The organism is Pseudomonas sp. Irchel s3f7, assembly GCF_900187615.1.
Lineage (GTDB): Bacteria > Pseudomonadota > Gammaproteobacteria > Pseudomonadales > Pseudomonadaceae > Aquipseudomonas.
Genome location: NZ_FYDO01000009.1, coordinates 11,639 through 32,298 on the forward strand (window position 1 = coordinate 11,639; position 20,660 = coordinate 32,298).

Annotated in this window: 14 protein-coding genes; 8 read left to right on the forward strand and 6 right to left on the reverse strand. The window is 61.3% G+C overall.

Annotation, left to right across the window (positions count from 1 at the left end):
• Positions 1 to 181: 181 nt before the first annotated feature.
• The 6 genes from CKW19_RS09635 to CKW19_RS09660 form a co-directional block, all read right to left on the reverse strand.
• Positions 182 to 1,240, reverse strand: coding sequence for an ABC transporter substrate-binding protein (locus CKW19_RS09635; RefSeq protein ID WP_095057693.1), 1,059 nt, complete (start codon positions 1,238 to 1,240; stop codon positions 182 to 184).
• 36 nt (positions 1,241 to 1,276) lie between these two features.
• Positions 1,277 to 2,329 carry an ABC transporter substrate-binding protein gene (locus CKW19_RS09640; RefSeq protein ID WP_095057694.1) on the reverse strand — a complete coding sequence of 351 codons (1,053 nt, stop codon included), beginning with the start codon at positions 2,327 to 2,329 and terminating at the stop codon, positions 1,277 to 1,279.
• A 20-nt stretch (positions 2,330 to 2,349) separates the two neighbouring features.
• Entirely contained in the window at positions 2,350 to 3,510 is a 1,161-nt protein-coding gene (locus CKW19_RS09645; protein ID WP_095057695.1) for an LLM class flavin-dependent oxidoreductase, read from the reverse strand.
• Positions 3,511 to 4,089: 579 nt separating this feature from the next.
• Positions 4,090 to 5,958, reverse strand: a complete 1,869-nt coding sequence (locus CKW19_RS09650) for an ABC transporter ATP-binding protein (RefSeq protein WP_095057696.1) — start codon at positions 5,956 to 5,958, stop codon at positions 4,090 to 4,092.
• Positions 5,951 to 7,732 carry an ABC transporter ATP-binding protein gene (locus tag CKW19_RS09655; RefSeq protein WP_095057697.1) on the reverse strand — a complete coding sequence of 594 codons (1,782 nt, stop codon included), beginning with the start codon at positions 7,730 to 7,732 and terminating at the stop codon, positions 5,951 to 5,953. The genes CKW19_RS09650 and CKW19_RS09655 overlap by 8 nt, the downstream gene beginning before the upstream one ends.
• A 184-nt stretch (positions 7,733 to 7,916) precedes the next feature.
• Positions 7,917 to 9,185 carry an acyl-CoA dehydrogenase family protein gene (locus tag CKW19_RS09660; RefSeq protein ID WP_095057698.1) on the reverse strand — a complete coding sequence of 423 codons (1,269 nt, stop codon included), beginning with the start codon at positions 9,183 to 9,185 and terminating at the stop codon, positions 7,917 to 7,919.
• A 1,638-nt stretch (positions 9,186 to 10,823) separates the two neighbouring features.
• On the opposite strand from CKW19_RS09660, the gene CKW19_RS09665 reads away from it, so the two are divergent.
• The 8 genes from CKW19_RS09665 to CKW19_RS09700 all read left to right on the forward strand — a co-directional run bounded on the left by CKW19_RS09665 (position 10,824) and on the right by CKW19_RS09700 (position 19,972).
• Positions 10,824 to 11,879, forward strand: coding sequence for an ABC transporter substrate-binding protein (locus CKW19_RS09665; RefSeq protein ID WP_095057699.1), 1,056 nt, complete (start codon positions 10,824 to 10,826; stop codon positions 11,877 to 11,879).
• Positions 11,880 to 11,894: 15 nt separating this feature from the next.
• Positions 11,895 to 12,626 carry a class II aldolase/adducin family protein gene (locus tag CKW19_RS09670; RefSeq protein WP_095057700.1) on the forward strand — a complete coding sequence of 244 codons (732 nt, stop codon included), beginning with the start codon at positions 11,895 to 11,897 and terminating at the stop codon, positions 12,624 to 12,626.
• Between the two features lie 221 nt (positions 12,627 to 12,847).
• Complete coding sequence (locus tag CKW19_RS09675) at positions 12,848 to 14,047, forward strand: LLM class flavin-dependent oxidoreductase (protein WP_095057701.1); 1,200 nt, start codon at positions 12,848 to 12,850, stop codon at positions 14,045 to 14,047.
• 10 nt (positions 14,048 to 14,057) lie between these two features.
• Positions 14,058 to 15,629, forward strand: a complete 1,572-nt coding sequence (locus CKW19_RS09680; protein WP_095057702.1) for an ABC transporter substrate-binding protein — start codon at positions 14,058 to 14,060, stop codon at positions 15,627 to 15,629.
• Positions 15,622 to 16,683 (forward strand): ABC transporter permease, encoded by a 1,062-nt coding sequence (locus CKW19_RS09685; RefSeq protein ID WP_095057703.1) that lies wholly within the window; start codon positions 15,622 to 15,624, stop codon positions 16,681 to 16,683. Before CKW19_RS09680 ends, CKW19_RS09685 begins: the two co-directional genes overlap by 8 nt.
• A 10-nt stretch (positions 16,684 to 16,693) precedes the next feature.
• Positions 16,694 to 17,539 (forward strand): ABC transporter permease, encoded by an 846-nt coding sequence (locus CKW19_RS09690; RefSeq protein WP_095057704.1) that lies wholly within the window; start codon positions 16,694 to 16,696, stop codon positions 17,537 to 17,539.
• A complete protein-coding gene (locus CKW19_RS09695; RefSeq protein WP_095057705.1) occupies positions 17,536 to 19,338 on the forward strand; it encodes an ABC transporter ATP-binding protein in 1,803 nt (600 codons plus the stop codon). The genes CKW19_RS09690 and CKW19_RS09695 overlap by 4 nt, the downstream gene beginning before the upstream one ends.
• 175 nt (positions 19,339 to 19,513) lie before the next feature.
• Positions 19,514 to 19,972: a transposase gene (locus tag CKW19_RS09700; RefSeq protein WP_095057706.1), complete on the forward strand. Its 459-nt coding sequence runs from the start codon at positions 19,514 to 19,516 to the stop codon at positions 19,970 to 19,972.
• The last annotated feature ends 688 nt before the right edge of the window (positions 19,973 to 20,660 follow it).

Below are 20,660 nucleotides of genomic sequence, written 5' to 3' on the forward strand. Positions count from 1 at the left end.
AGCAGAAAGTTGTTTGGTGGGTGTTGCTGGAGCAGCAGGCGTCGCAGGAAAGAGTGTTGCCTGGCCAGCAATTCATTGGCCGTGGGGACGCCATCGCCAGCAAGCCGGCTCCTACCGGTCGTGCGCAAACCATGTAGGAGCCGGCTTGCCGGCGATGGCGGTATTACAGGCGATGAGGCACTCAAACCGCCAGGCGGGAAGTGGAGCCAATGACATTTTCCAGCACGCTGAAATCGATCCAGTCGCGCACATCGAATCGTCGCGGGATGAAATCCCAGCGATGCAGGAAATCGGTGAAATCCTGCAACGCTTCGATGGAGCGCGAATCCAGCGTGGTGCGCAAGCGCCGATGGGCGTCTTCACCGTAGGCGGCGGCTACCCAATACTCACTGGTGTTCAGTTCACGGGCCAGGAAGCGTCGGGTTTCATCCGGATTGGCCCAGGCCCATTGCTCGGTGCGCAGCACGGTATCGACGATTTTCACGCTGGCGTCGAAATGCTCGTGCAGCAAATGGGTGTCCACGGTCAGGGTTCGGGGCGTGCCGTTGTTCGAGCGAATCAGCGGGTCCGGATGGGAGCCGGTATCGACCACCACCTGCAAGCCGAACTCATGGGCCAGGTGCACCGCATGCGCGCCCTTGAGAAAAATCGCGTCGATGTCACCGCGCAGCAAACCGATCAGCTCATTGTTGCGCTTGCTGACGCGGGTGACTTCCAGGCTGACTTCCGAACCATAGACATGCTGCTTCTGATCGTCGCTGTAGGTCCCGCCATAGGGGTAGTCCACCAGTTCGACGTCGGCCACTGTCAGGCCTTCGAGCTTAAGGGCGTTTTCCAGGCCGCGCAGGGCTTGGGCACGGGTGAAGTCAATCTGCACGTTGGCCCATTTCGGCAGGCCGAAACGACGGTTTTTCAGGTCGCGAATGCTCTTGATTCCGCTTTCCTCGGTGGTCAGGATCAACTGCACCTCGTCACTCCAGGACAGCCCCAGTACCCGGGTTTGTACGCCGCTGGCATAGGCCCAGATGGCCGGGATATTGCCGCCATGACGCACCGAGTTTTTCAGGTGATGGTCGTAATGGGCTTCGCGAACTTCCCGCTCGCTGGACTCGCGCAGGGATTGGATGTTGGTGCCGAACGGCAGAAAGGCTTCCGCCAGTCGACCGGACTGCACGGCGATGCCAAGCCCCGTGGGAACAGGGCTATGGGTGTACCAAAGCGTATCGAGTGGCTTGCTCATAAAGGCCTTCAGTTCGAATCCATGAAACCTGGCGGGTTATCCGGCCAGTGCGGTGGGTGTTTGCAGCAACGCATCCAGCGGTCGACGATCGATCCAGTCGCGCACGTCGAAGCTTTTCGGGATGAAGCGCCAGCGATGCAGGAAGTGGGTGAAGTCCTGCAAGGCGTCGATCGCCTGTTCATCCAGTTCAGTGCGCAGGCGCAGGTGAGCGTCGTCGCCATACGCGGCGCTGACCCAATACTCACTGCTGTTGGTTTCGTGGGCGAGGTAGCGGCGGGTGTCCTGCGGATTTTTGTGGGCCCAGTGTTCGGCGCGCCGCACGGAATCGAGAATCCCGGTGGCGACATCGAAATGCTGGTCCAGCAGGTTCAGGTCCACCGCCAGGGTGCGCGGGGTGCCGTTGTTGCTACGGATCAGTGGTTCGGGGTGCGAGCCGGTGTCGATGACCGTGTGCAGGCCGAATTCATGGGCGTGCCGGGCGGCGCTGGCGCCCTTGAGGAAGATCGCGTCGACTTCACCTCGCAACAAGCCGACCAACTCAAGGTTGCGACCTTCGACACGTTGGGTGCTGACCGGCGTGCCGTTGACGGTGCTCACCTGCGGGTCGCTGAAGGTGCCGGCGTACTGGAAATTCACCAGTTGCACATCGCCGACCTGCAGGCCTTCGAGTTTCAGGGCGTTTTCCAGGCCGCGCAGGGCCTGGGCACGGGTGAAGTCGATCTGCGCGCCGGCCCAGTCAGGCAAGCCGAAACGGCGGCCCTTGAGGTCCTTGACGGTTTTGATACCGCTGTCCGGTCGGGTCAGGATCAATTGCACTTCGTCGGCCCACGACAGGCCGATGACCCGCGTCTCACGGCCTTGGGCACGGGCCCAGATTGCCGGGATGTTGCCACCGTGGCGTACCGAGTTGCGCAGGGTATGGTCGAAATGCGACTCACGCACGGCCTGGTCGCTGGATTCGCGCAGTGACTGGACTTGCGTGCCCAGCGCGCCGACGGTGTCTTGCAGCCAGCCTTTTTGCACGGCAATGCCCAGCCCGGTAGGGACCGGGCAACGGGTGTACCACAGCGTGTCGAGGGGTTGAGTCATCAGTGTTTCTCCCGCAGCGCTCAGGCGCTGGCTTTCAATTGAGATGCCGTTTGGACTGCAGGGCGTTGGTGCACCAGCGGCAGGACTTCCTGGCCGATACGCAGGGCTTCTTCCAGGTGGGGGTTGCCGGCGAGGATAAAGGTCGAGAAGCCGGCGTCGCGGTACTCCACCAGGCGTTCGGCGATGTTCTCGTGACTGCCCACCAGACCCACGGTCGGACCCGGTTTGGCCTTGGCGAAACCGGCCCACAGGTTCGGTCCGATAATCAGGTCGTCGAAGCGGTCGATGTTCTGGTGGTAGGCGGTCTGGCGTGCGCCGCCAACCGAATCGGAGCCACTGGTGAAACCCTTGGCCACCGCGCTGCTTTTGCCTTCGAGCCTGTCGAACTGGCGACGCAAATCTTTCCACGCCAGGTCTTCGGTTTCCCGGGCGAACAGGTCAACCCGCAGGCCGAAGCGCACGCTGCGACCCTGTTTATCTGCCAGTTCACGCACGCGTTCGATGTGCGGCTTGAGCTTGTCGATGGGCTCGGCCCAGTTCAGGTAGACGTCGGCATGTTTGGCGGCCACGTCGAGGGCTGCGTCGGAGAAACCGGAAAAATACACCCCGGGTTTGCGCTCATTTTGCAGACCGTGGGGCAGGGCGCCGTTCTCCAGCTGGTAGATATCGCCGTCATAGGAGAAACGCTCGTTTTGCCAAAGCCCCTGGATGATGTCGAGGAATTCGCCGGTACGTTTGTAGCGCAGGTCATGTTCCAGGAAGTCGCCATTGGCCCGCTGACTGGCTGGGTTGCCGCCGGTGATGATGTTCCACTCCAGGCGACCGCGGCTGAGGTTTTGCAAGATAGCCGCTTGTTGTGCGGCATAGGCCGGCAAGGTCCAGGTGGCCTGGAACGCGATCAGGAATTTGATGCGTCGGGTTTCCCGGGCGAGTGCGGCTGCGGCGATCCATGGCTCGGGGCCGGTAGGCAACAAGGCGCCTTCGAAACCGGCCAGTTCGGCGGCCTTGGCGACTTGGGCGATGTAATCGATGTAGGTGAAGTCATCCGGTTCACCGTTTGGCAGGCGCCCGGGTGCGATGTTGCCGGGGCGATAGTGCGGGTTGCCGCGGTTGTGTTTGTCGGTGGTCAGTTGCGGACCATCGGTGCCCAGCGGCAGGCGCCAGAAAAATTCAGTGCTCATGGGATGCTCCTGATTCAATTACCCGTTGCCTCGCGCAGGTGCGAGGACGTCTTGTGGGGGTGATTGCAACGGACATGCCATGGTCGAAAAGCGGGGTTCTGGCCAGTAGGGCCGGACGTTTGGCGGGGAATCCCGGAGGGAAGGCAGGCGACGGTGCTGCTGTAGCAGCAGCCCGTCAGCAATGGGTGTTCAGGGTGCAACAAGCAATGTTTATCGCCCGTGCATCTGTAAGCGCCGGCTTGCTGGCGATGAGGCCACTGGCTTTTGTGCGATCTTGAGGGCGCCATCGCCGGCAAGCCAGCTCCTACAAGTCCGCGTTGTGAACCCAATCCCGTAGGAGCCGGCTTGCTGGCGATGAGGCCACTGGCTTTTGTGCGATCTTGAGGGCGCCATCGCCGGCAAGCCAGCTCCTACAAGTCCGCGTTGTGAACCCGATCCCGTAGGAGCCGGCTTGCTGGCGATGAGGCCGCTGGAATTTATGCGATCTTGAGGGCGCCATCGCCGGCAAGCCAGCTCCTACAAGTCCGCGCTGTGAACCCGATTTTGTAGGAGCCGGCTTGCTGGCGATGGCGACCTTAATCACGCTGACGCTGTCGCGACGATCTCATCAATGGACGAACCGGCTTCGGCACTGCGAAGGTACGTCTGGTACAGCGCCGCATAAGCACCGCCCTGATCGATCAATTGGCTGTGAGGACCTTGTTCAACCAGGCGGCCCTGACGAATCACCGCGATCCGGTCGGCATCGCGGATGGTGGCCAGGCGATGGGCGATGATGATGGCGGTGCGACCTTCGCAGAGTCGGCGAAACGCTCGCTGGATCCGACGCTCGGTATGGATGTCGACGGCAGAGGTCGCTTCGTCCAGAACGAGCACCGCCGGGTCTGCAAGGTAGGCGCGCACCAGGCAGACCAATTGCCGTTGCCCATGACTCAAGTGCCCACCCAGTGGCCCGACTTCGGTCTGGTATTGGTGTGGCAAACGCTCCAGCACTTCGTCCGCGCCCAGTTCCCGGGCTGCGGCAATCAGACTCGCGTCATCGGCATGGGGCGATGCCAGACGCAGGTTGTCGAGGATGCTGCCGCTGAACAACACATTGTCTTGCAGGACCACTCCGACGTTACGTCGCAGTTCATGTTGAGTCAGATTGCGAACATCAATGCCATCCAGCCTGACCGCGCCCGACTGCACTTCATAGAAGCGCGTGAGCAACTGCACCAGCGTGCTCTTGCCATGACCCGAGGGGCCGACAATCGCCAGCACCTCACCGGCAGGAATGTGCAGGTCAAGATCGTTGATCACCGGCGACGCACTGCTGGCATCGTAACTGAACCGCACTCGTTCAAAACTCACTTCACCTCGAGCTTTGCCCACGCGCTGCGGTGTAGCGTTGTCGTTGATTTCCGCACGCGTGTCGAGCAACAGGAAGATTCGCTGTGCCGAAGCCGAACCCGTGGCATAGCGCTCGAACAGGTCCGACAGCTCCTGCAATGGCCCGAGGAACAGGAATACATAAAACAGACTCTCCGCGATCTGGCCCACGGTCACATCCGCCTGCGCCAGACCGTAAGCGCCCACCAGCAACAGCACTGCCATGCCAGCCGAACTGAGAAGGGCGGTAAAGGGTGCGAACCAGCCGGACCGCAGGCTGCCGCGGATCAGCGCCTGATTGAAGTCATCCAGCAGACCGCGATAGCGCCGCAGGTTCGGGGCTTGCTGGGCACACTGCTGCAACATGCGCGCTCCGCTCACACTCTCCACCAGATGCGCGGTGAAGCGGCTGCGGTTCTCCGCGACCTTGGCCCAGTTGCGCTGGGAGATGCGTTTGAAACTCCAGGTCGCCAGCACCAGCAAAGGCACCGTGGCGGCGAGGCTCAGAAAGAACCGTGGATCGATTCGCCACAGCATCACTGACGCCAGTGCGCAACGCAGCAAAGCGCCCAGCAACTCGGGTGGTCCCTGGATCAGCAACGGTTCTAGGGCATCGACATCCCGGTCGACACGGGAAATGATCCGTCCGGCCTTGGTTCGGTCGAAATAGCTGACGCTCAGGCTCTGGACATGCGCAAACACCCGAACCCGCAGGTCATTCAACACCCGGATCGCCGCACTACCGGCCACGAACTGCGAAACCCCCGCGAGCAGAAAGCGCCCGAGCCAACTGGCCGCCAATCCCAGGCCAAGCCAGAGTACGAGTCGCTCATCGAGCAACCAGTGATCGTTGTGTTGAATCAGCCCTCGGTCGAGCAATTCACGGACGAACCAGGGGCGCAGGAACACCGTGAATACCAGCAGCAGCTCGATGCCGATGACGCCGACAATGTGTCGGCGAATCGGTTTCAGCAGCGGTAGCAGCCGACTGAACATGCTGCGGTCGAGGGCTTTTTTGGCCAGCATTTCTTCAATTTCGATATCGCTCAAGGCTTTGCCGGCGATTGGGTTAGCCATGATCGATCCCTAGCAGGTCGCGGTAATCCGGATGGGTCTTCAAGAGTTCAGCATGGGTGCCGCTGGCGGCGATCCGGCCGTCCTGGAGCATCAGCACGCGGTCCGCCAAGAGGATGGTCGAGAGCTTGCTGGAGATCACCAACAAGGTGGTGGCCCGTCCTTGATCACGGCGCAGCTGGCGAATGTTGTTCAGTACCTGGCGTTCGCTGATCGCATCCAGCGCACTGGTGGCATCGTCCAGGCACAGGATATCCGGCTCGCCGAGCAGCGCTCGGGCCAGGCTCAAGCGCTGGCGCTGACCTCCAGAAAGCGTCACGCCACGATCACCGAGCGGCGTGGCCAAACCTTGGGGCAGACGTTCAAGTACGTCTTCAGCAGCCGCCAGGCTCAAGCCGTGACGCAACTGTTGGTCGCTGGCGTGTGGCGCTGTCAGGCGCAGGTTGGCCGCGAGCGTGTCGGAAAATAAAAAGCTTTCTTGCGGCACCACATGCACCCGGCGTCTCAATTCGTCCAGGTTCAACTGACGAATGTCCTGCCAGCCCGCACTGTCCGAACCGATCAGTAAACGACCGGAACTGATATCGCTCAAACGCGGCAACAGGCTGGCCAAAAGGCTTTTACCGGTGCCGGTCGCACCCACCAGAGCGACGATCTCTCCGGGCTGCAACGTCAGCGAGCAGTGACGCAGAATCTCAAGCCCACCACCCGGAGCGCTGACGCTGACGTGCTCCAGTTTCAACCCCAGCGGCGAATCGGGCAGGCTGTTGTCACCACTTCGAATCGCGGCCGGTTCGTCCAACAGTTGCCAGATGCGCTCGGCGCTGGAACGGGCATCGGCGAATGTCTGCATGACGCGGCCGATACCTTCGATGCGAAACACCAGGGTGGTGGCGATCAACAGGGAGGTGACCAATTCACCGATTCCTAGTTGGCCGGTTGCCACCAGATGAGCGCCGTAAATCAGAATCCACACGTGGCCCAATGCAACGACTGCCTGGGGCAGGGGGATACGCGAGCTGGAATAGGCAAGGGCTTGACGGGCGTGGTCGGCGAACACCGCCACTTGTGCGGCGAAGCGCTGACTGCGGCTGTGTTCCAGGCCAAACGACTTGATCACGCGCACGCCGCTGATGCCCTCGCTGAGGTCTTGATTGACCCGGTCATAGGCTTCGCCAACGGCTCGATCGAGACTGACCAGTCGTTCGGTCTGGCGCACGAAAATCCATAGGCCGAACACGGTCAGCAGCAACGGAACCAGACCCAGTAGCGGGTTGTACCAACCCAGCAGGCCGACAGCTGCCAGCACCACCAGTGGCGTTTCCACGACCTGCCGCCAGAAGCTGATGAGCGCATCGCGAACCTTGTCGGCATCGCGGGTGGTGCGCGTAATCATCTCGCCCATACCGTGTTGCCAGTGATAACCCAGGTGCAGCGTTTGTACCTGTTGCAGGATGCGTTCGCGCAGACGCGTCAGCAGTTCCTGGCTGAGGACCAGCGACAACACGCTGGCGGCGTATTGCAAAACGCCACGGCCCACAGCGACGGCGAGCATCAGCCACAGCCAGTACCAGCCGAGGCTGGAATCCAGGCTGCCATCGGCATGCCGGATCACCGCGCGACCGGCGCTGACATCGTTCACCGCGTGCCCGATCAGCCATTGCTGCCAGACCAATCCGAGGTTCGCTGCAATGAACAGCGCCGCTACCAGTGCGAAGCGCCAGGGCATCTCCCGGTAAATCGCCAGGCTGCGCAATAGAGGGTGTTTTTCGATCATGTAATTGCTCTGTGATAAGTGCCGCACCGCACGCACCTGTAGGAGCCGGCTTGCTGGCGATGGCGTCTTTGATTGCGGCGCAAACTTCGAAGGCCTCATCGCTGGCAAGCCAGCTCCTACAGGTTTTGCGGTGTTTTCAAATTTCCCTTGTAGGCGCCGGCTTGCTGGCGATGGTGTGGTCAAATCATCGCCCGGGGCTGGTGGCGCCCTGTTTTTCCTTGGCATTGAGGATTGCGGTGTACTCGCCCGGATCGACACCATTGAGGTAGTAGTTGCCGACGTGATGCAGGCGCCAGCGGATCGGGTCGTGGGTGGTGTGGACCCGGGCGTTGCGCCAGAAGCGATCGAGGTTCCATTTGGTCAGTGATGAGCTGGCGCCGAGCAGGGAGAAAATGTCGCTGGAGATCTTCAGCGAGGCCGAATCAGAATGGGCGCGGGCAGTGGCCACCGAGAGAATCAGTTCGTCCTGCAATTCCTTGTTGTCCGGGTCCAGTTCGTGCTGGTCAAACACCCGTGCCGCGTCCCTGAGCAAGGATTGCGCGCCCCGCAAGGCCACGGCGTATTCGCCGATCTGCTTGATGATGTGCGGTTCTTGATTGGCCTGATCGACGCCGCTTTCCACCCATGGGCGGGCGTTGTGATTGAGATATTCCACCGCCGCCGACAGCGCACCCTCGGCAATGCCGGTGTCGATGGCCGCATGGAGAATCTGCGGGAAGGTCAGGCCTGTGCGTTTCATCGGGCCTTTGCGCAGCGAGACGAAGCCTTCGTCGAGTTCGATGTTGTCGAAGATCACCGTGCCGCTGACCGAGTTCTTCTGGCCGAAGGCTTCCCAGTCATCAACCAGTGTCAGGCCCGGAGTATTGCGGTTGAGCAGCACTCCGGCACCGCCATCGTCGCTGGCGGCCGTCAGGGAGATCCATTCGGCCAGATAGGAACCGGTGGAGTAGAACTTGCTCCCATTGAGGATCAGCTTGCCGTCGGCACGACGTTCGACTCGGGTCTTGAGCGCGAACTTGTTCTTTCCGCCCACTTCGGCCAAGGCATTGCCAAAACGTTTGCCGGCCAATACATCGCGGATCAGCCGGTCGCGGATCTCATCGGAATACCCGGTGAAAATCCCCCGCAGCATGACGTTGTGGATTTGCAGCAACTGGCCGACTCCGCCGTCGGCGACTGAAATGAGGCGCACGGTTTCGACGATGGTTTCCACCGAAGCACCGAGTCCGCCAAAAACCTTGGGAACGCCAATGGCGGTCAGGCCGCTCTCGGACAACAGTTGTGCCTGACGCTTGGGCAGTTGGCCGTTCTGACTGGCATCGGCGGCGATTTCGGCAATCTCCAGGGCGATTTCTCTGGCCACGGCGATGGCTTGTACCTCGCTTTGCAGCAGGCGAATAGGGGCCTGCTCCTGGGTCAGTTGGCCGGCTGGATGATGTTCAACATTGCTCATTGGTGTACCTCTGATAATTGATCTGCTGCCCATGTGAAACCCTTGTAGGAGCCGGCTTGCTGGCGATGGCGTCCTTGAGTGCGGCGCAAGGTTCGAAGGCCAATCGCTGGCAAGCCAGCTCCTACAGGGTTGTCGGTGTTTTCAAATTCCCCTTGTAGGAGCCCGCTTGCTGGCGATGGCGTCCTTGCATACGGCGCAAGGTTCAAAGGCCAATCGCTGGCAAGCCAGCTCCTACAGGTTTTGCGGTGTTTCAAATTCCCCTTGTAGGAGCCGGCTTGCTGGCGATGGCGTCCTTGAATGCGGCACAAGGTTCGAAGGCCAATCGCTGGCAAGCCAGCTCCTACAGGTTTTTCGGTGTTTCAAATTCCCCTTGTAGGAGCCGGCTTGCTGGCGATGGCGTCCTTGCATACGGCGCAAGGTTCAAAGGCCAATCGCTGGCAAGCCAGCTCCTACAGGTTTTGCGGTGTTTCAAATTCCCCCTGTAGGAGCCAGCTTGCTGGCGATGGCGTCCTTGCATACGGCGCAAGGTTCGAAGGCCAATCGCTGGCAAGCCAGCTCCTACAGGGTTGTCGGTGTTTCAAAATTCCCCTTGTAGGAGCCGGCTTGCTGGCGATGGCGTCCTTGAATGCGGCGCAAGGTTCGAAGGCCAATCGCTGGCAAGCCAGCTCCTACAGGGTTGTCGGTGTTTTCAAATTCCCCTTGTAGGAGCCGGCTTGCTGGCGATGGCGTCCTTGCATACGGCGCAAGGTTCAAAGGCCAATCGCTGGCAAGCCAGCTCCTACAGGTTTGTCTGTGTTTCAAAATTCCCCTTGTAGGAGCCGGCTTGCCGGCGATGGCGTCCTTGAATGCGGCGCAAGGTTTGAAGGCCAATCGCTGGCAAGCCAGCTCCTACAGGTTTTGCGGTGTTTCAAATTCCCCTTGTAGGAGCCGGCTTGCTGGCGATGGCGTCCTTGCATACGGCGCAAGGTTCGAAGGCCAATCGCTGGCAAGCCAGCTCCTACAGGTTTGTCGGTGTTTCAAAATTCCCCTTGTAGGAGCCGGCTTGCTGGCGATGGCGTCCTTGAGTGCGGTGCAAGGTTCGAAGGCCAATCGCTGGCAAGCCAGCTCCTACAGGGTTGTCGGTGTTTCAAAATTCCCCTTGTAGGAGCCGGCTTGCTGGCGATGGCGTCCTTGAGTGCGGCGCAAGGTTCGAAGGCCAATCGCTGGCAAGCCAGCTCCTACAGGGTTGTCGGTGTTTTCAAATTCCCCTTGTAGGAGCCGGCTTGCTGGCGATGGCGTCCTTGCATACGGCGCAAGGTTCGAAGGCCAATCGCTGGCAAGCCAGCTCCTACAGGTTTTTCGGATGTTGATAGGGCCTTGAGCAAGTTCTGCGCCAAGGGCTTGAAAGCGAGCCAGGCGGAGGGGCTGGAGTGGCGAAGGGGTGTCGTGTGCTTCTGGAGAAGCAGCGCGATTGCGCCGATTGCTCGACCAGCAGCAGTCGCCGCGCAACGCTGCTGGCAGGCCAGCAGTTGGGAGGTCGGCATTGGCGTGCGAAGGCCTGAAGGCCTTTGAAATCGGGGTTTTCAGCTTTTGGCACGGGCACTGCAATAGCTCTGGCAACAGTCACCGCGACTGACTTCTAACCCGATGGAGCTGCCCATGACGCTTGCTGCCAAACAACCCCGACCCGATACCCATACCGATCTGGACCAGATCTGGTTCACCCGTTGCCCAGTGCCGACGGCCTCCGGAATCGCCTACAAACTCGGTTGGCTCAGCGACGAATTCGCCGCCGATGGCCTGCCGGTTTCGACCTTGCAGGAGGCCCGTCAACTGGGTCATCACCACTACGATCACGAGCTGCCGGGGCTGTTTCGCGAAGGCGGAAACGTACCGGCATTGGCGGCACGGGCGGCCGGTGCGCCAAGTCGCTTGATCGGCCTGACCTGGATCGAAGAGTGGCAGACCATCCTGGTTCGCCCGGACTCCGGCATCAGCCGGCCGCAGGATCTCAAAGGCAAGCGACTGGCGCTTCCCGCCTGGGGTGAAACCCGTCCTGGGAGCATCGCTCGGGCCATGAGCCTGCACGGCTACAAAGGCGCGCTGAGCCTGGCCGGGCTGGGGTTCGATGATGTCGATCTGGTGGAAGTCGCCCTGCAGGACCAGGAGCGTGCGGCCAATCCGCAGGAAGGGTTGCAGCGTCTGTGGTCGGGCCTCGATTACCTGGTTCGCGGTGAGGTGGATGCGGTCTACGTCAAAGGCGCTTCCGCCGCCGACGCCGCGCGGCGTCTCGGGCTGGTGGTGGGTATCGACCTGGATCTGATCGCCGAGCCGCGCTATCGCATCAACAACGGCACGCCGCGCCCGATCACCGTCCACCAAAGCCTGCTCGACAACCATTTCGACCTGGTGGTGCGTTTTCTCGCGCAAACCCTCAACGCCGCTGACTGGGCTGCCAATAACCGCGAGGCACTGAACGCGATTCTCGAGGAGGAAACCCGCGCCGGCAGCGCCGGAGTCGCCGAGGCCTATCGTGGCGATTTCCACACCACGCTGGCACCGGATCTGTCCTCGCAGCGACTGGAGTTTCTCGATACCCAGAAAGACTTTCTGTATCTGCACGGCTTCCTGGAACGCGATTTTTCCATCGCCGACTGGGTTGATCCGCGTCCATTGCAAGCCGCCCATGAACTGTTGGCCAAGCGCCGCGCCTGAATCTGGAGATCTGCCATGACCGTACTTATCAACGAACAATTGATCAGCGAAGAACTGAAGAACTTTATCGACAAGGTGCTGATCGAGGCTGAGGAAGCCTTCACCGTATTCCGTGAAACCAACACCATCACTGCCAATGGCACCGTCGGTTTCATCGAACGTGTACCGGGCCAGGAGCTGCTGGTGTCGGTCAACTACGGCGGTCCATGGAATTACCGCAAACCGCTGCAAGCGACGGTCACCGATTTTGAAGGCAAGGTGATCTACGGCAAAGGCAAGGGCGGTTTTGGTCGCTACACCAAACTGTTCCAGCAGCATGCTGACATCACCACGGTGTCCCATGTGCATTCGCCGTACCTCGGCGCGTGGGCGCAGACCCATCGCACCCTGCCATTTCACTACGTGCCGGTGCAGCGCTACCAGCTGGCCCGGGAGCTGCCGGTGTACATCGACCGTCGTCAGCCGGAAGTCGATTTCATCCTCGACAAGATTGCCGAGAACCCCTTCAACCTGGCGATTCTTGAAGCCAACGGCGGCTCCACCGTGTGGGGCAAGCAAGGCTTGCGCGCCACCGCCGAATTCATCCTGTTGCTGGAAGAGGGCGCGCAACTGCAATTGCTCGCCGATGCCGTGGGCGGTTCCCGTCCCTATGGTCCGGGCGTTCTGACCCAGCAATGGAAAATGAGCGGCCTGTACGAACACGCTACCGAACTGGGCCTGGTGCCAGCGATCGACCGCCGCACTTGAACCCGGAATTGGATGGCCCCATCGCCAGCAAGCCGGCTCCTACAAGGATTGGGTTTTTACGATGCATCGGGTTTACGCGATTGAACTGTGGGCGGCTGGCTTGCCGGCTCCTGCAGGGATCGGGTTTGTAGCGATGCATCGGGTTTACGCGATTGAACTGTAGGAGCCGGCTTGCTGGCGATGGCGGCCGAACGGTCGACACATAAACAAGGAACACGCCCATGGCTGTAAAAATTCTCTGGTACCTCACCACCCCCGACGGACCTTATCCGTGGGAACCGGAAGGGCGTTGGAAAACCGATTTCGAACATTTGAAGCAACTGGCTGTGGCCAGTGATCGCCTGGGGTATTACGGGTCGCTGCTGGGTTCCAGTCCCAACGAAAGCCTGGCTGTTTCTGCTGCGTTGATCGATGCCACCCAGCGCCTGCGTTTTCTGGTGGCGCAGCACCCCGGCGAGTTGTCGCCAGCGGTGTTGGCCAAGTGGGCGCTGACCTTCGATCAATTTTCCAACGGCCGTCTGTTGTTCAACGTCGTCAACGGCAACGACGCCGGCCTGGCTACCCTCGGCGTGCATTACCCGCACGATGAGCGCTATGACTTCAGCCTCGAATACTGGCGCGCCTTCCAAAACTTCTACGCCGGCGACACCTCAGGCTATGACGGTCAATACGTCAAACTCGCCCCTCGCTCGCCAGCGGCTGCCAGTCATCCCTTGGGCGGGTGGCATCCGCCGAAACAGAAACCCGGCATTCCTTTGTGGGGCGCTGGCACCTCGGGCCCCGGCGTTGCCCATTCGGTGCAGTTGCTCGACGTCTACCTGAGCTTCGCTAATACCCCACCCAAGCTCGGCGAGAAGTTTCGCAAAGTGGCGGCGGAGGCGGCCAAGATCGGCCGTGAGCTGACCTTCGGCACGCGCCTGCAAATCATCGTCCGTGAGACCGAAGAGGAAGCCTGGGCTCACGCCGAAAAACTCTTGCAGCGTACCTCACTGCAAACTGCACGCACGGCCATCGAACGGCAACTGCCCCCCGGCCAAACCCTGGAAAGCTTCCACAGCGACGACCCGCAAATCCAGCGCAACGTCGAAGCCATTCGTGCGGGTCGGCTGCCCAAGGCACGGGATCTGGAGATCTACCCCAACGTCTGGCTCGGCCCGAGCCTGTTCGGCTTCAACATCCTCGGTCCGGCCGCTGGCACTTATCTGGTAGGCAGCGCCGAGCAGGTCGCCGAGCGCATTCGTGAATACGAAGCGCAAGGCACGTCGGCGTTCATTCTCTCAGGCTTCCCGTTGATCGATGAGGCGCACCGCGTGGCCGACCTGTTGTTCCCGTTGCTCGACCTGGATCACGGTTTCGAGGTGCCGCGCCTGCGGGCTGAGACGCCAGTTCTGCAACGCGCCAACGTAGTCGAGCAGGCCTGAGGAGTCAGTCATGAGAGAAGGATTTTCCCGTCGCAGGTTTCTCGGTAACGGCCTGGCGGTCGGCGGTGGCCTGATACTCGGCAGCAGCCTGCTCAGTGGTTGCGACAGTGGCGCGGCCGTCAGTGGCGCAGCAGCGTTGTCCAGCACTCCGGTGCGCGGCGGGCGCTTGCGGGTGGGCATCATTGATGGCGACCAATCCGGCAACCTCGATGCGCACAAACCGGTGGGCGGCGGGATCATTCGCGGCTGGGCGTTGTACAGCAAGTTCTGGGAATGGAACACCGATGTCAGCACGCGTCTGGCCCTGGCCGAATTTGCCGAGCCCAACGCAGATGCCAGCGCCTGGACCATTCGCATCAAACCGGGGTTGGAGTTTCACCACGGCAAGAGCATTGGTGCCGACGACATGCTGTTCTCGATCCTGCGCCTGACCGACCCGAAACTGGCCTCGCCATTTGCCGGGTTGGTGGGCGCGATCGACCGCAATGCCTTGCGCAAACTGGACGAGCGCACCATTGAAATTCGCTTCAAGGAGGGCCAAAGCTTCTATCCGCTGGATGAAACCTTGATCAGTTTTGGTGGCATCGTCCCCACCGATTACGACCCGATCAGCAATCCGGTGGGGGCCGGGCCTTATAAACTCAAGAGTTTCATTCCGGGTCAGCGCTCGCTCTACCAGCGTTTCGAAAACTACTACAAACCCGGTCAACCCTATGCCGATGAGCTGGAAATCATCGAGTTCAAGGATCAGGTGTCCCGCGCCGCGGCCTTGCGAGCCGGACAAATCGATGTCGCCAGCGGCGTGCAGGCCGAACACAGCGCGCTGCTCAAGGCCGATTCACGTCTCAAGTTATACGCCTCGCCTAGCACATCGTTTACCGGTTTCAACCTGAATCTGGCCAAGGCGCCGTTTCAGGATCAGCGTGTGCGCCAGGCTTTTCGGCTGCTGGCCGACCGTCGCGAACTGGTCGACCGTGGGCTCAATGGTTTCGGGCGGATCGCCAATGACCTGTATTCCCCCCACGACCCGACTTACAACCACAGCATTGCCCAGCGACCGTACGACCTGGAACAGGCGCGTTCCCTGCTGCGCCAGGCTGGGCAAGACGATCTGCGGGTGGAGCTGACCACCACGCCGGGCCCCGGCGTCAATGCGGCGTTGGTGTTCGCCCAGCAAGCAAAAAAAGCCGGGGTCGAGATAAAGGTCACCCAGGTCGATGGCTCGGTGTTCAACGGCCCGCAACGGGAAAACTGGTTGATATCGCCGGGCTCGACGCCGGCTCGGGGTTTCCTGGCGTCGGCGCTGCATAACGACGCGCCGCAAGCTATTTACAACCGCAGCAATTTCCACGATGAGCGCTTCACTTCGCTGTACCAACAGGCTCTGGCGCAGCCCGATCTGGAGCGGCGCAAGCTGCTGGTGCATGAGGCTCAAAGCATTCAGCACGAGCGCGGCGGCTTACTGATCTGGGGCTTCAATGACGTGCTGGATGCTGCCTCTGTTCGGGTCGGAGGGTTGGCGCCTGAACAGACGACGTTTGCTTCATGGCGTTTCGATGAGATGTGGGTGAACCATGCCTGAGCCATCCTGCAAAACCCCGCGCACGCCAGCCTGGTTGTCCTGGTTCATCGGACGATTGGGCTATGGCCTGCTGACCGCATGGGTCATCAGCCTGGTAGTGTTCATTGCCACGCAGGCACTGCCCTCGGACCCGGCGCGGGTGATCCTGGGCCCGGACGCACCGCTGGAAAGCATCCTCACGCTGCAAAGGCAGTTGGGCCTGGATCGGCCGATTCTCGAGCAATACCTGCGCTGGCTCGGCCACGCCCTGAGCGGCGAGTTAGGCGTGTCGCTCGACTCCAATGCGCCGGTCGGCAGCATCCTGTTCGGCCGCTTCGGCTACACGTTGGCGCTGTTGGCTGGCGTGATTGCCGTGGTGGTGCCAGCGGCGTTACTGCTCGGCGTGTCACTGGCCTTGCGGCGTGACAGTCGCCTGGATCGCTGGAGCCTGTCGCTGTTGATTTTCCTCAAGGCCACGCCGGGTTTCCTCTTGGCCATCGGCCTGGTGTTGCTGTTTTCCATGCCGCACATGGACGTGCTGCCGGCGGTGTCGATTCTCGATCCGGACAAGTCCCTGCTGCGTCAATTGCAGTTTCTGGTGTTGCCGGTGCTGGCCCTGAGTCTGTCGGCATTGCCGTACCTGACGCGCATGGTACGGGCTTCGATGATTGAAGCGCTGGAGTCCGATTACGTGATCGCCGCCCGGCTTCGGGGCATCGCCGAATGGCGGATTGTGTGGCGTCACACCTTGCCCAATGCACTGGTTCCAGCGATCCAGGGTGTGGCCCTGACGTTGCGGACCCTGATCGGCGGCGCGCTGCTGGCCGAGGTGATTTTCAGCTATCCGGGTATCGGCACCTCGTTGAACTCGGCGATTCAGATGCGCGACTTGCCGATGGTCCAGGCCATTGTGCTGGTGATCACCCTGGGCGTGGTGCTGATCAACCTGTTCGCGGATCTGCTGACGGTGCTGCTGACCCCGAAACTGCGTACTGCACGGCGGGTAACCATGATCCGGCGCAATCGTCGGGGCATCCAGCCCTGGTGGCGTCGCTCCCCATCCAAGGCGCCTTGAGAGGTGATGCATGACTGACTCCCGACGTTTGCGCTGGCAACTGTGGCTGGCGGAACCGCAAACCCGCAAGGGCGCCCTGATCACTCTGTCGGTGGTGGTGCTGGCGTTGTTTGGCCCTTTTTTAGCTCCACACAGCCCGACGGAAATGGTCGGCTCGGTGTACGGCGCACCTGTGGAGGCGGCATGGTTGGGCTATGACTTCCTCGGGCATGACGTGTTATCGCGCTTGCTCAGTGGCGGTCTGTCGGTGCTGTGGATGTCGGTGGCTGCGGCGTCGATCGCACTGTTGACCGGTAGCACGCTGGGCCTGTTGGCGGGATTTTCCCGGCGGCGCCTGGACCAATTGATCACCTGGTTGGCGGACGTGTCGCTGGCTTTTCCCGACCTGATTCTGGTGCTGTTGATCGTCTCGATGCTGGGGCGCGCGCCTTGGCTGATCGTGCTGACCGTGTCCATCGCTTTCACGCCGGGTGTGATTCGCCTGGCCCGTGGCAGCGCGGTTGCAGTGGCGGGGCAGGAGTTCGTCGAGGCTGCGCAGATGATGGGCTATTCGAAGCGGCGGATTCTGTTCAAGGAAATCCTGCCGAACATCCTCACGCCGCTGCTGGTGCACTTCGGCAACATGCTGACCTGGGGCGTGGGCATGCTCTCGGGCCTGAGTTTTCTCGGTTACGGCGTGGCCCCGCCGACCGCCGATTGGGGGCTGATGATCAATGAAAATCAGGCGGGGTTGCTGGTACAGCCGTGGGCGGTATTGGCCCCGGCCATCCTGATCGGCATTTTTGCCTATGGCACCAATATTCTGGCTGAAGGCATCGGCCGCAGCAGTTCAAGGATCGGAGAAAAGCAGCCATGAACGCCATTGCCGGGATTGAGTCCCGCCCCCCTGTGCTGAATGCACAGGTGTTGCAGGTTCGTGATTTGCGGGTTGAGTTGCCGGGGCAGATCGATGTGCTGTCGGGGGTGACCTTCAGTCTGCAGGCCGGAGAAATTCTGGGATTGGTCGGCGAATCCGGTTCGGGCAAGACCACGCTCGCCACCGCGTTGTTGGCGCATGCCCGGCGCGGCGCGCGGATTGTCGGTGGGCAGGTCGAAGTGTCCGGTCAGTCGTTACTGACACTGCAGGGCGAAGCCTTGCGCCGGGCCCGGGGCAGCCTGATCGGCTATGTCGCCCAGGACCCGGCGACCGCGCTCAATCCGGCGCTGCGCATTGGCAGCTTGCTGCGTGAAACGCTGGAGGCGCATCAGACCGGCCTCGATCGCGCCGCGCAACGGCAGCGCATCGTCGAGACCTTGCGCGATGTGGGTTTGCCGGAAGATGCAGAGTTTTTGCAGCGTTTTCCCCATCAACTGTCCGGTGGCCAGCAGCAGCGGGTAATGCTGGCGCTGGCGTTCGTCTTGCGCCCGGCGCTGATCGTCCTCGATGAGCCTACCACCGCGCTGGATGTCACGACCCAGGCGCACATCCTGGCGACGTTGCGCCGGTTGTGCAAAAGCCTGGGCGTCGCGGCGGTGTATGTGTCCCACGACCTGGCGGTGATCAAGGACCTGGTAGACCGGGTGATGGTGATGTACGCCGGGCGTCTGGTCGAAGTCGCCAGCCGCGAAGCATTGTTCAACCGCCCGGCTCATCCCTATACCCGAGGGTTGTTGGCGGCGATACCGGATGTGGCGCAGCGCCGTGAATTGCTGGCGATTGCCGGGCATGCACCGGCACCGGGGCAACGGCCGCCAGGTTGTGCCTTCGCACCCAGGTGCGCACGTCGCCTGGCCGGGTGCTCGACGGGTGAGCCACTATTGCAGGACCTGTCGTCACAGCAGCGGGTGGCCTGCCTGTCCCCGCATCTTCAGCCCTTGACGCCGATTGCTCAAAGCCCGGTGTTGCCCGTCGCCGAAGCACAGGCGCGCACGCCGCTGCTGGAAATCAAGGACCTGAACGTGGCCTACGACCGTCAGGTGTTGTTTGACGTTTCTCTGCGCGTGGCGGCGGGTGAGTGCCTGGCGTTGGTCGGTGAGTCCGGCTCGGGCAAGACCAGCCTGGCGCGTGCCGTTGCCGGGCTGGGCGAAAACGCCGAGGGCGAGTTGCGGTATGCGGGCGAGTCGTTGAGCCTGTCGGCGCGCAAGCGTGACGGCGGACAGCGTCATCAGATCCAGTACATCTTTCAGAATCCGTATCGGGCGCTGAATCCTCGTCAAACGGTTTTCCAGACCCTGAGTGCGCCGCTGGAGCACTTTTTCGGCATCAAGGGTGACGCGGCCCGGGTGCGCGTGGATGCCGTGCTCAAGCGGGTTTCTCTGCCGGGATCGATGGCGTCGCAGTATCCCCACAGCCTGTCCGGTGGCGAGCGCCAGCGCGTGGCGATTGCCCGGGCGCTGATTTGCGAACCAAGGCTACTGATCTGCGATGAAATCACCTCGGCATTGGACGTCTCGGTGCAGGCGTCGATCCTGGCGCTGTTGCGGCAACTGCAAGAAGAAGGACTGACGCTGCTGTTCGTCACCCATGACTTGGGTGTGGTTCGCGCCATTGCCGACCGGGTGTTGGTGTTGAAATTGGGTCGTGTGGTGGAGCAAGGGCGGGTGGATGCGGTACTGGACCAACCGCAAGCGGCCTATACGCGCACATTGCTGGAAAACTCGCCGACATTGCGGTGACGCCAATCGCCAGCAAGCCGGCTCCTACGGGGACTGTATTCACAACGATCCATTGTAGGAGCCGGCTTGCTGGCGATAGCAGCCGCCCAGAAACATCCAGAACCAGAGCTTGAAGACGATCTTTCTCCTGCCTACTAGCCTGTTGTTTTTGTCTCAAACACAGGAGGGCAATGGAATGCCTGATCTTCCCCACGCCAATCGCCTGCGCGCCGGGCGCTATTCCCAATCCGGGCAAATCTACCTGCTCACCGCCGTCACCTATCACCGTGATCCAGTATTTGCCAATTGGCGTACGGGGCGTCTGGTGGTGGATCAATTTCGCCAAACCCAGGCAGAAGAATGGGCCGACTCACTGGCGTGGGTGGTCATGCCCGACCATTTCCATTGGTTGGTGGAACTGAAGAACAGCACGCTGCCGGCGTTGATGCTGGCTACTAAATCTCGCAGTGCACGAGCCATCAATGCCCACCTGGGACGCAGTGGCCGCCTATGGCAAAAAGGCTTTCACGACCGGGCAATTCGACGTGAAGAAGATTTGCTGGCGGTGGCACGTTACGTCATTGCCAACCCCATACGAGCAGGCCTTGTCAGGCGAGTACATGATTACCCGTTATGGGACGCGAAATGGCTGTAAGAGCCGGCTTGCCAGCTCCTACAAGGGATGGTTGTGAACAAGGTCCTGTAGGAGCCGGCTTGCTGGCGATGCGATGGTGGATGTGCCGCCGTCATCGCTGGCAAGCCAGCTCCTACAAGGGATCGTTGTGAACACGGTTCTGTAGGCGCCGGCTTGCTGGCGATTGCGATGGTGACTGTGCCGCCGTCATCGCTGGCAAGCCAGCTCCTACAAGGGCTGGTTGTGAACACGGTTCTGTAGGCGCCGGCTTGCTGGCGATGCGATGGTGGATGTGCCGCCGTCATCGCTGGCAAGCCAGCTCCTACAAGGGATGGTTGTGCACGCGGTTCTGTAGGCACCGGCTTGCTGGCGATGCGATGGTGGATGTGCCGCCGTCATCGCTGGCAAGCCAGCTCCTACAAGGGCTGGTTGTGCACGCGGCTCTGTAGGCACCGGCTTGCTGGCGATGCGATGGTGGATGTGCCGCCGTCATCGCTGGCAAGCCAGCTCCTACAAGGGATCTTGTGAACACGACTCTGTAGGAGCCGGCTTGCTGGCGATTGCGATGGTGACTGTGCCGCCGTCATCGCTGGCAAGCCAGCTCCTACAAGGGATCGTTGTGAACACGGTTCTGTAGGCGCCGGCTTGCTGGCGATTGCGATGGTGACTGTGCCGCCGTCATCGCTGGCAAGCCAGCTCCTACAAGGGA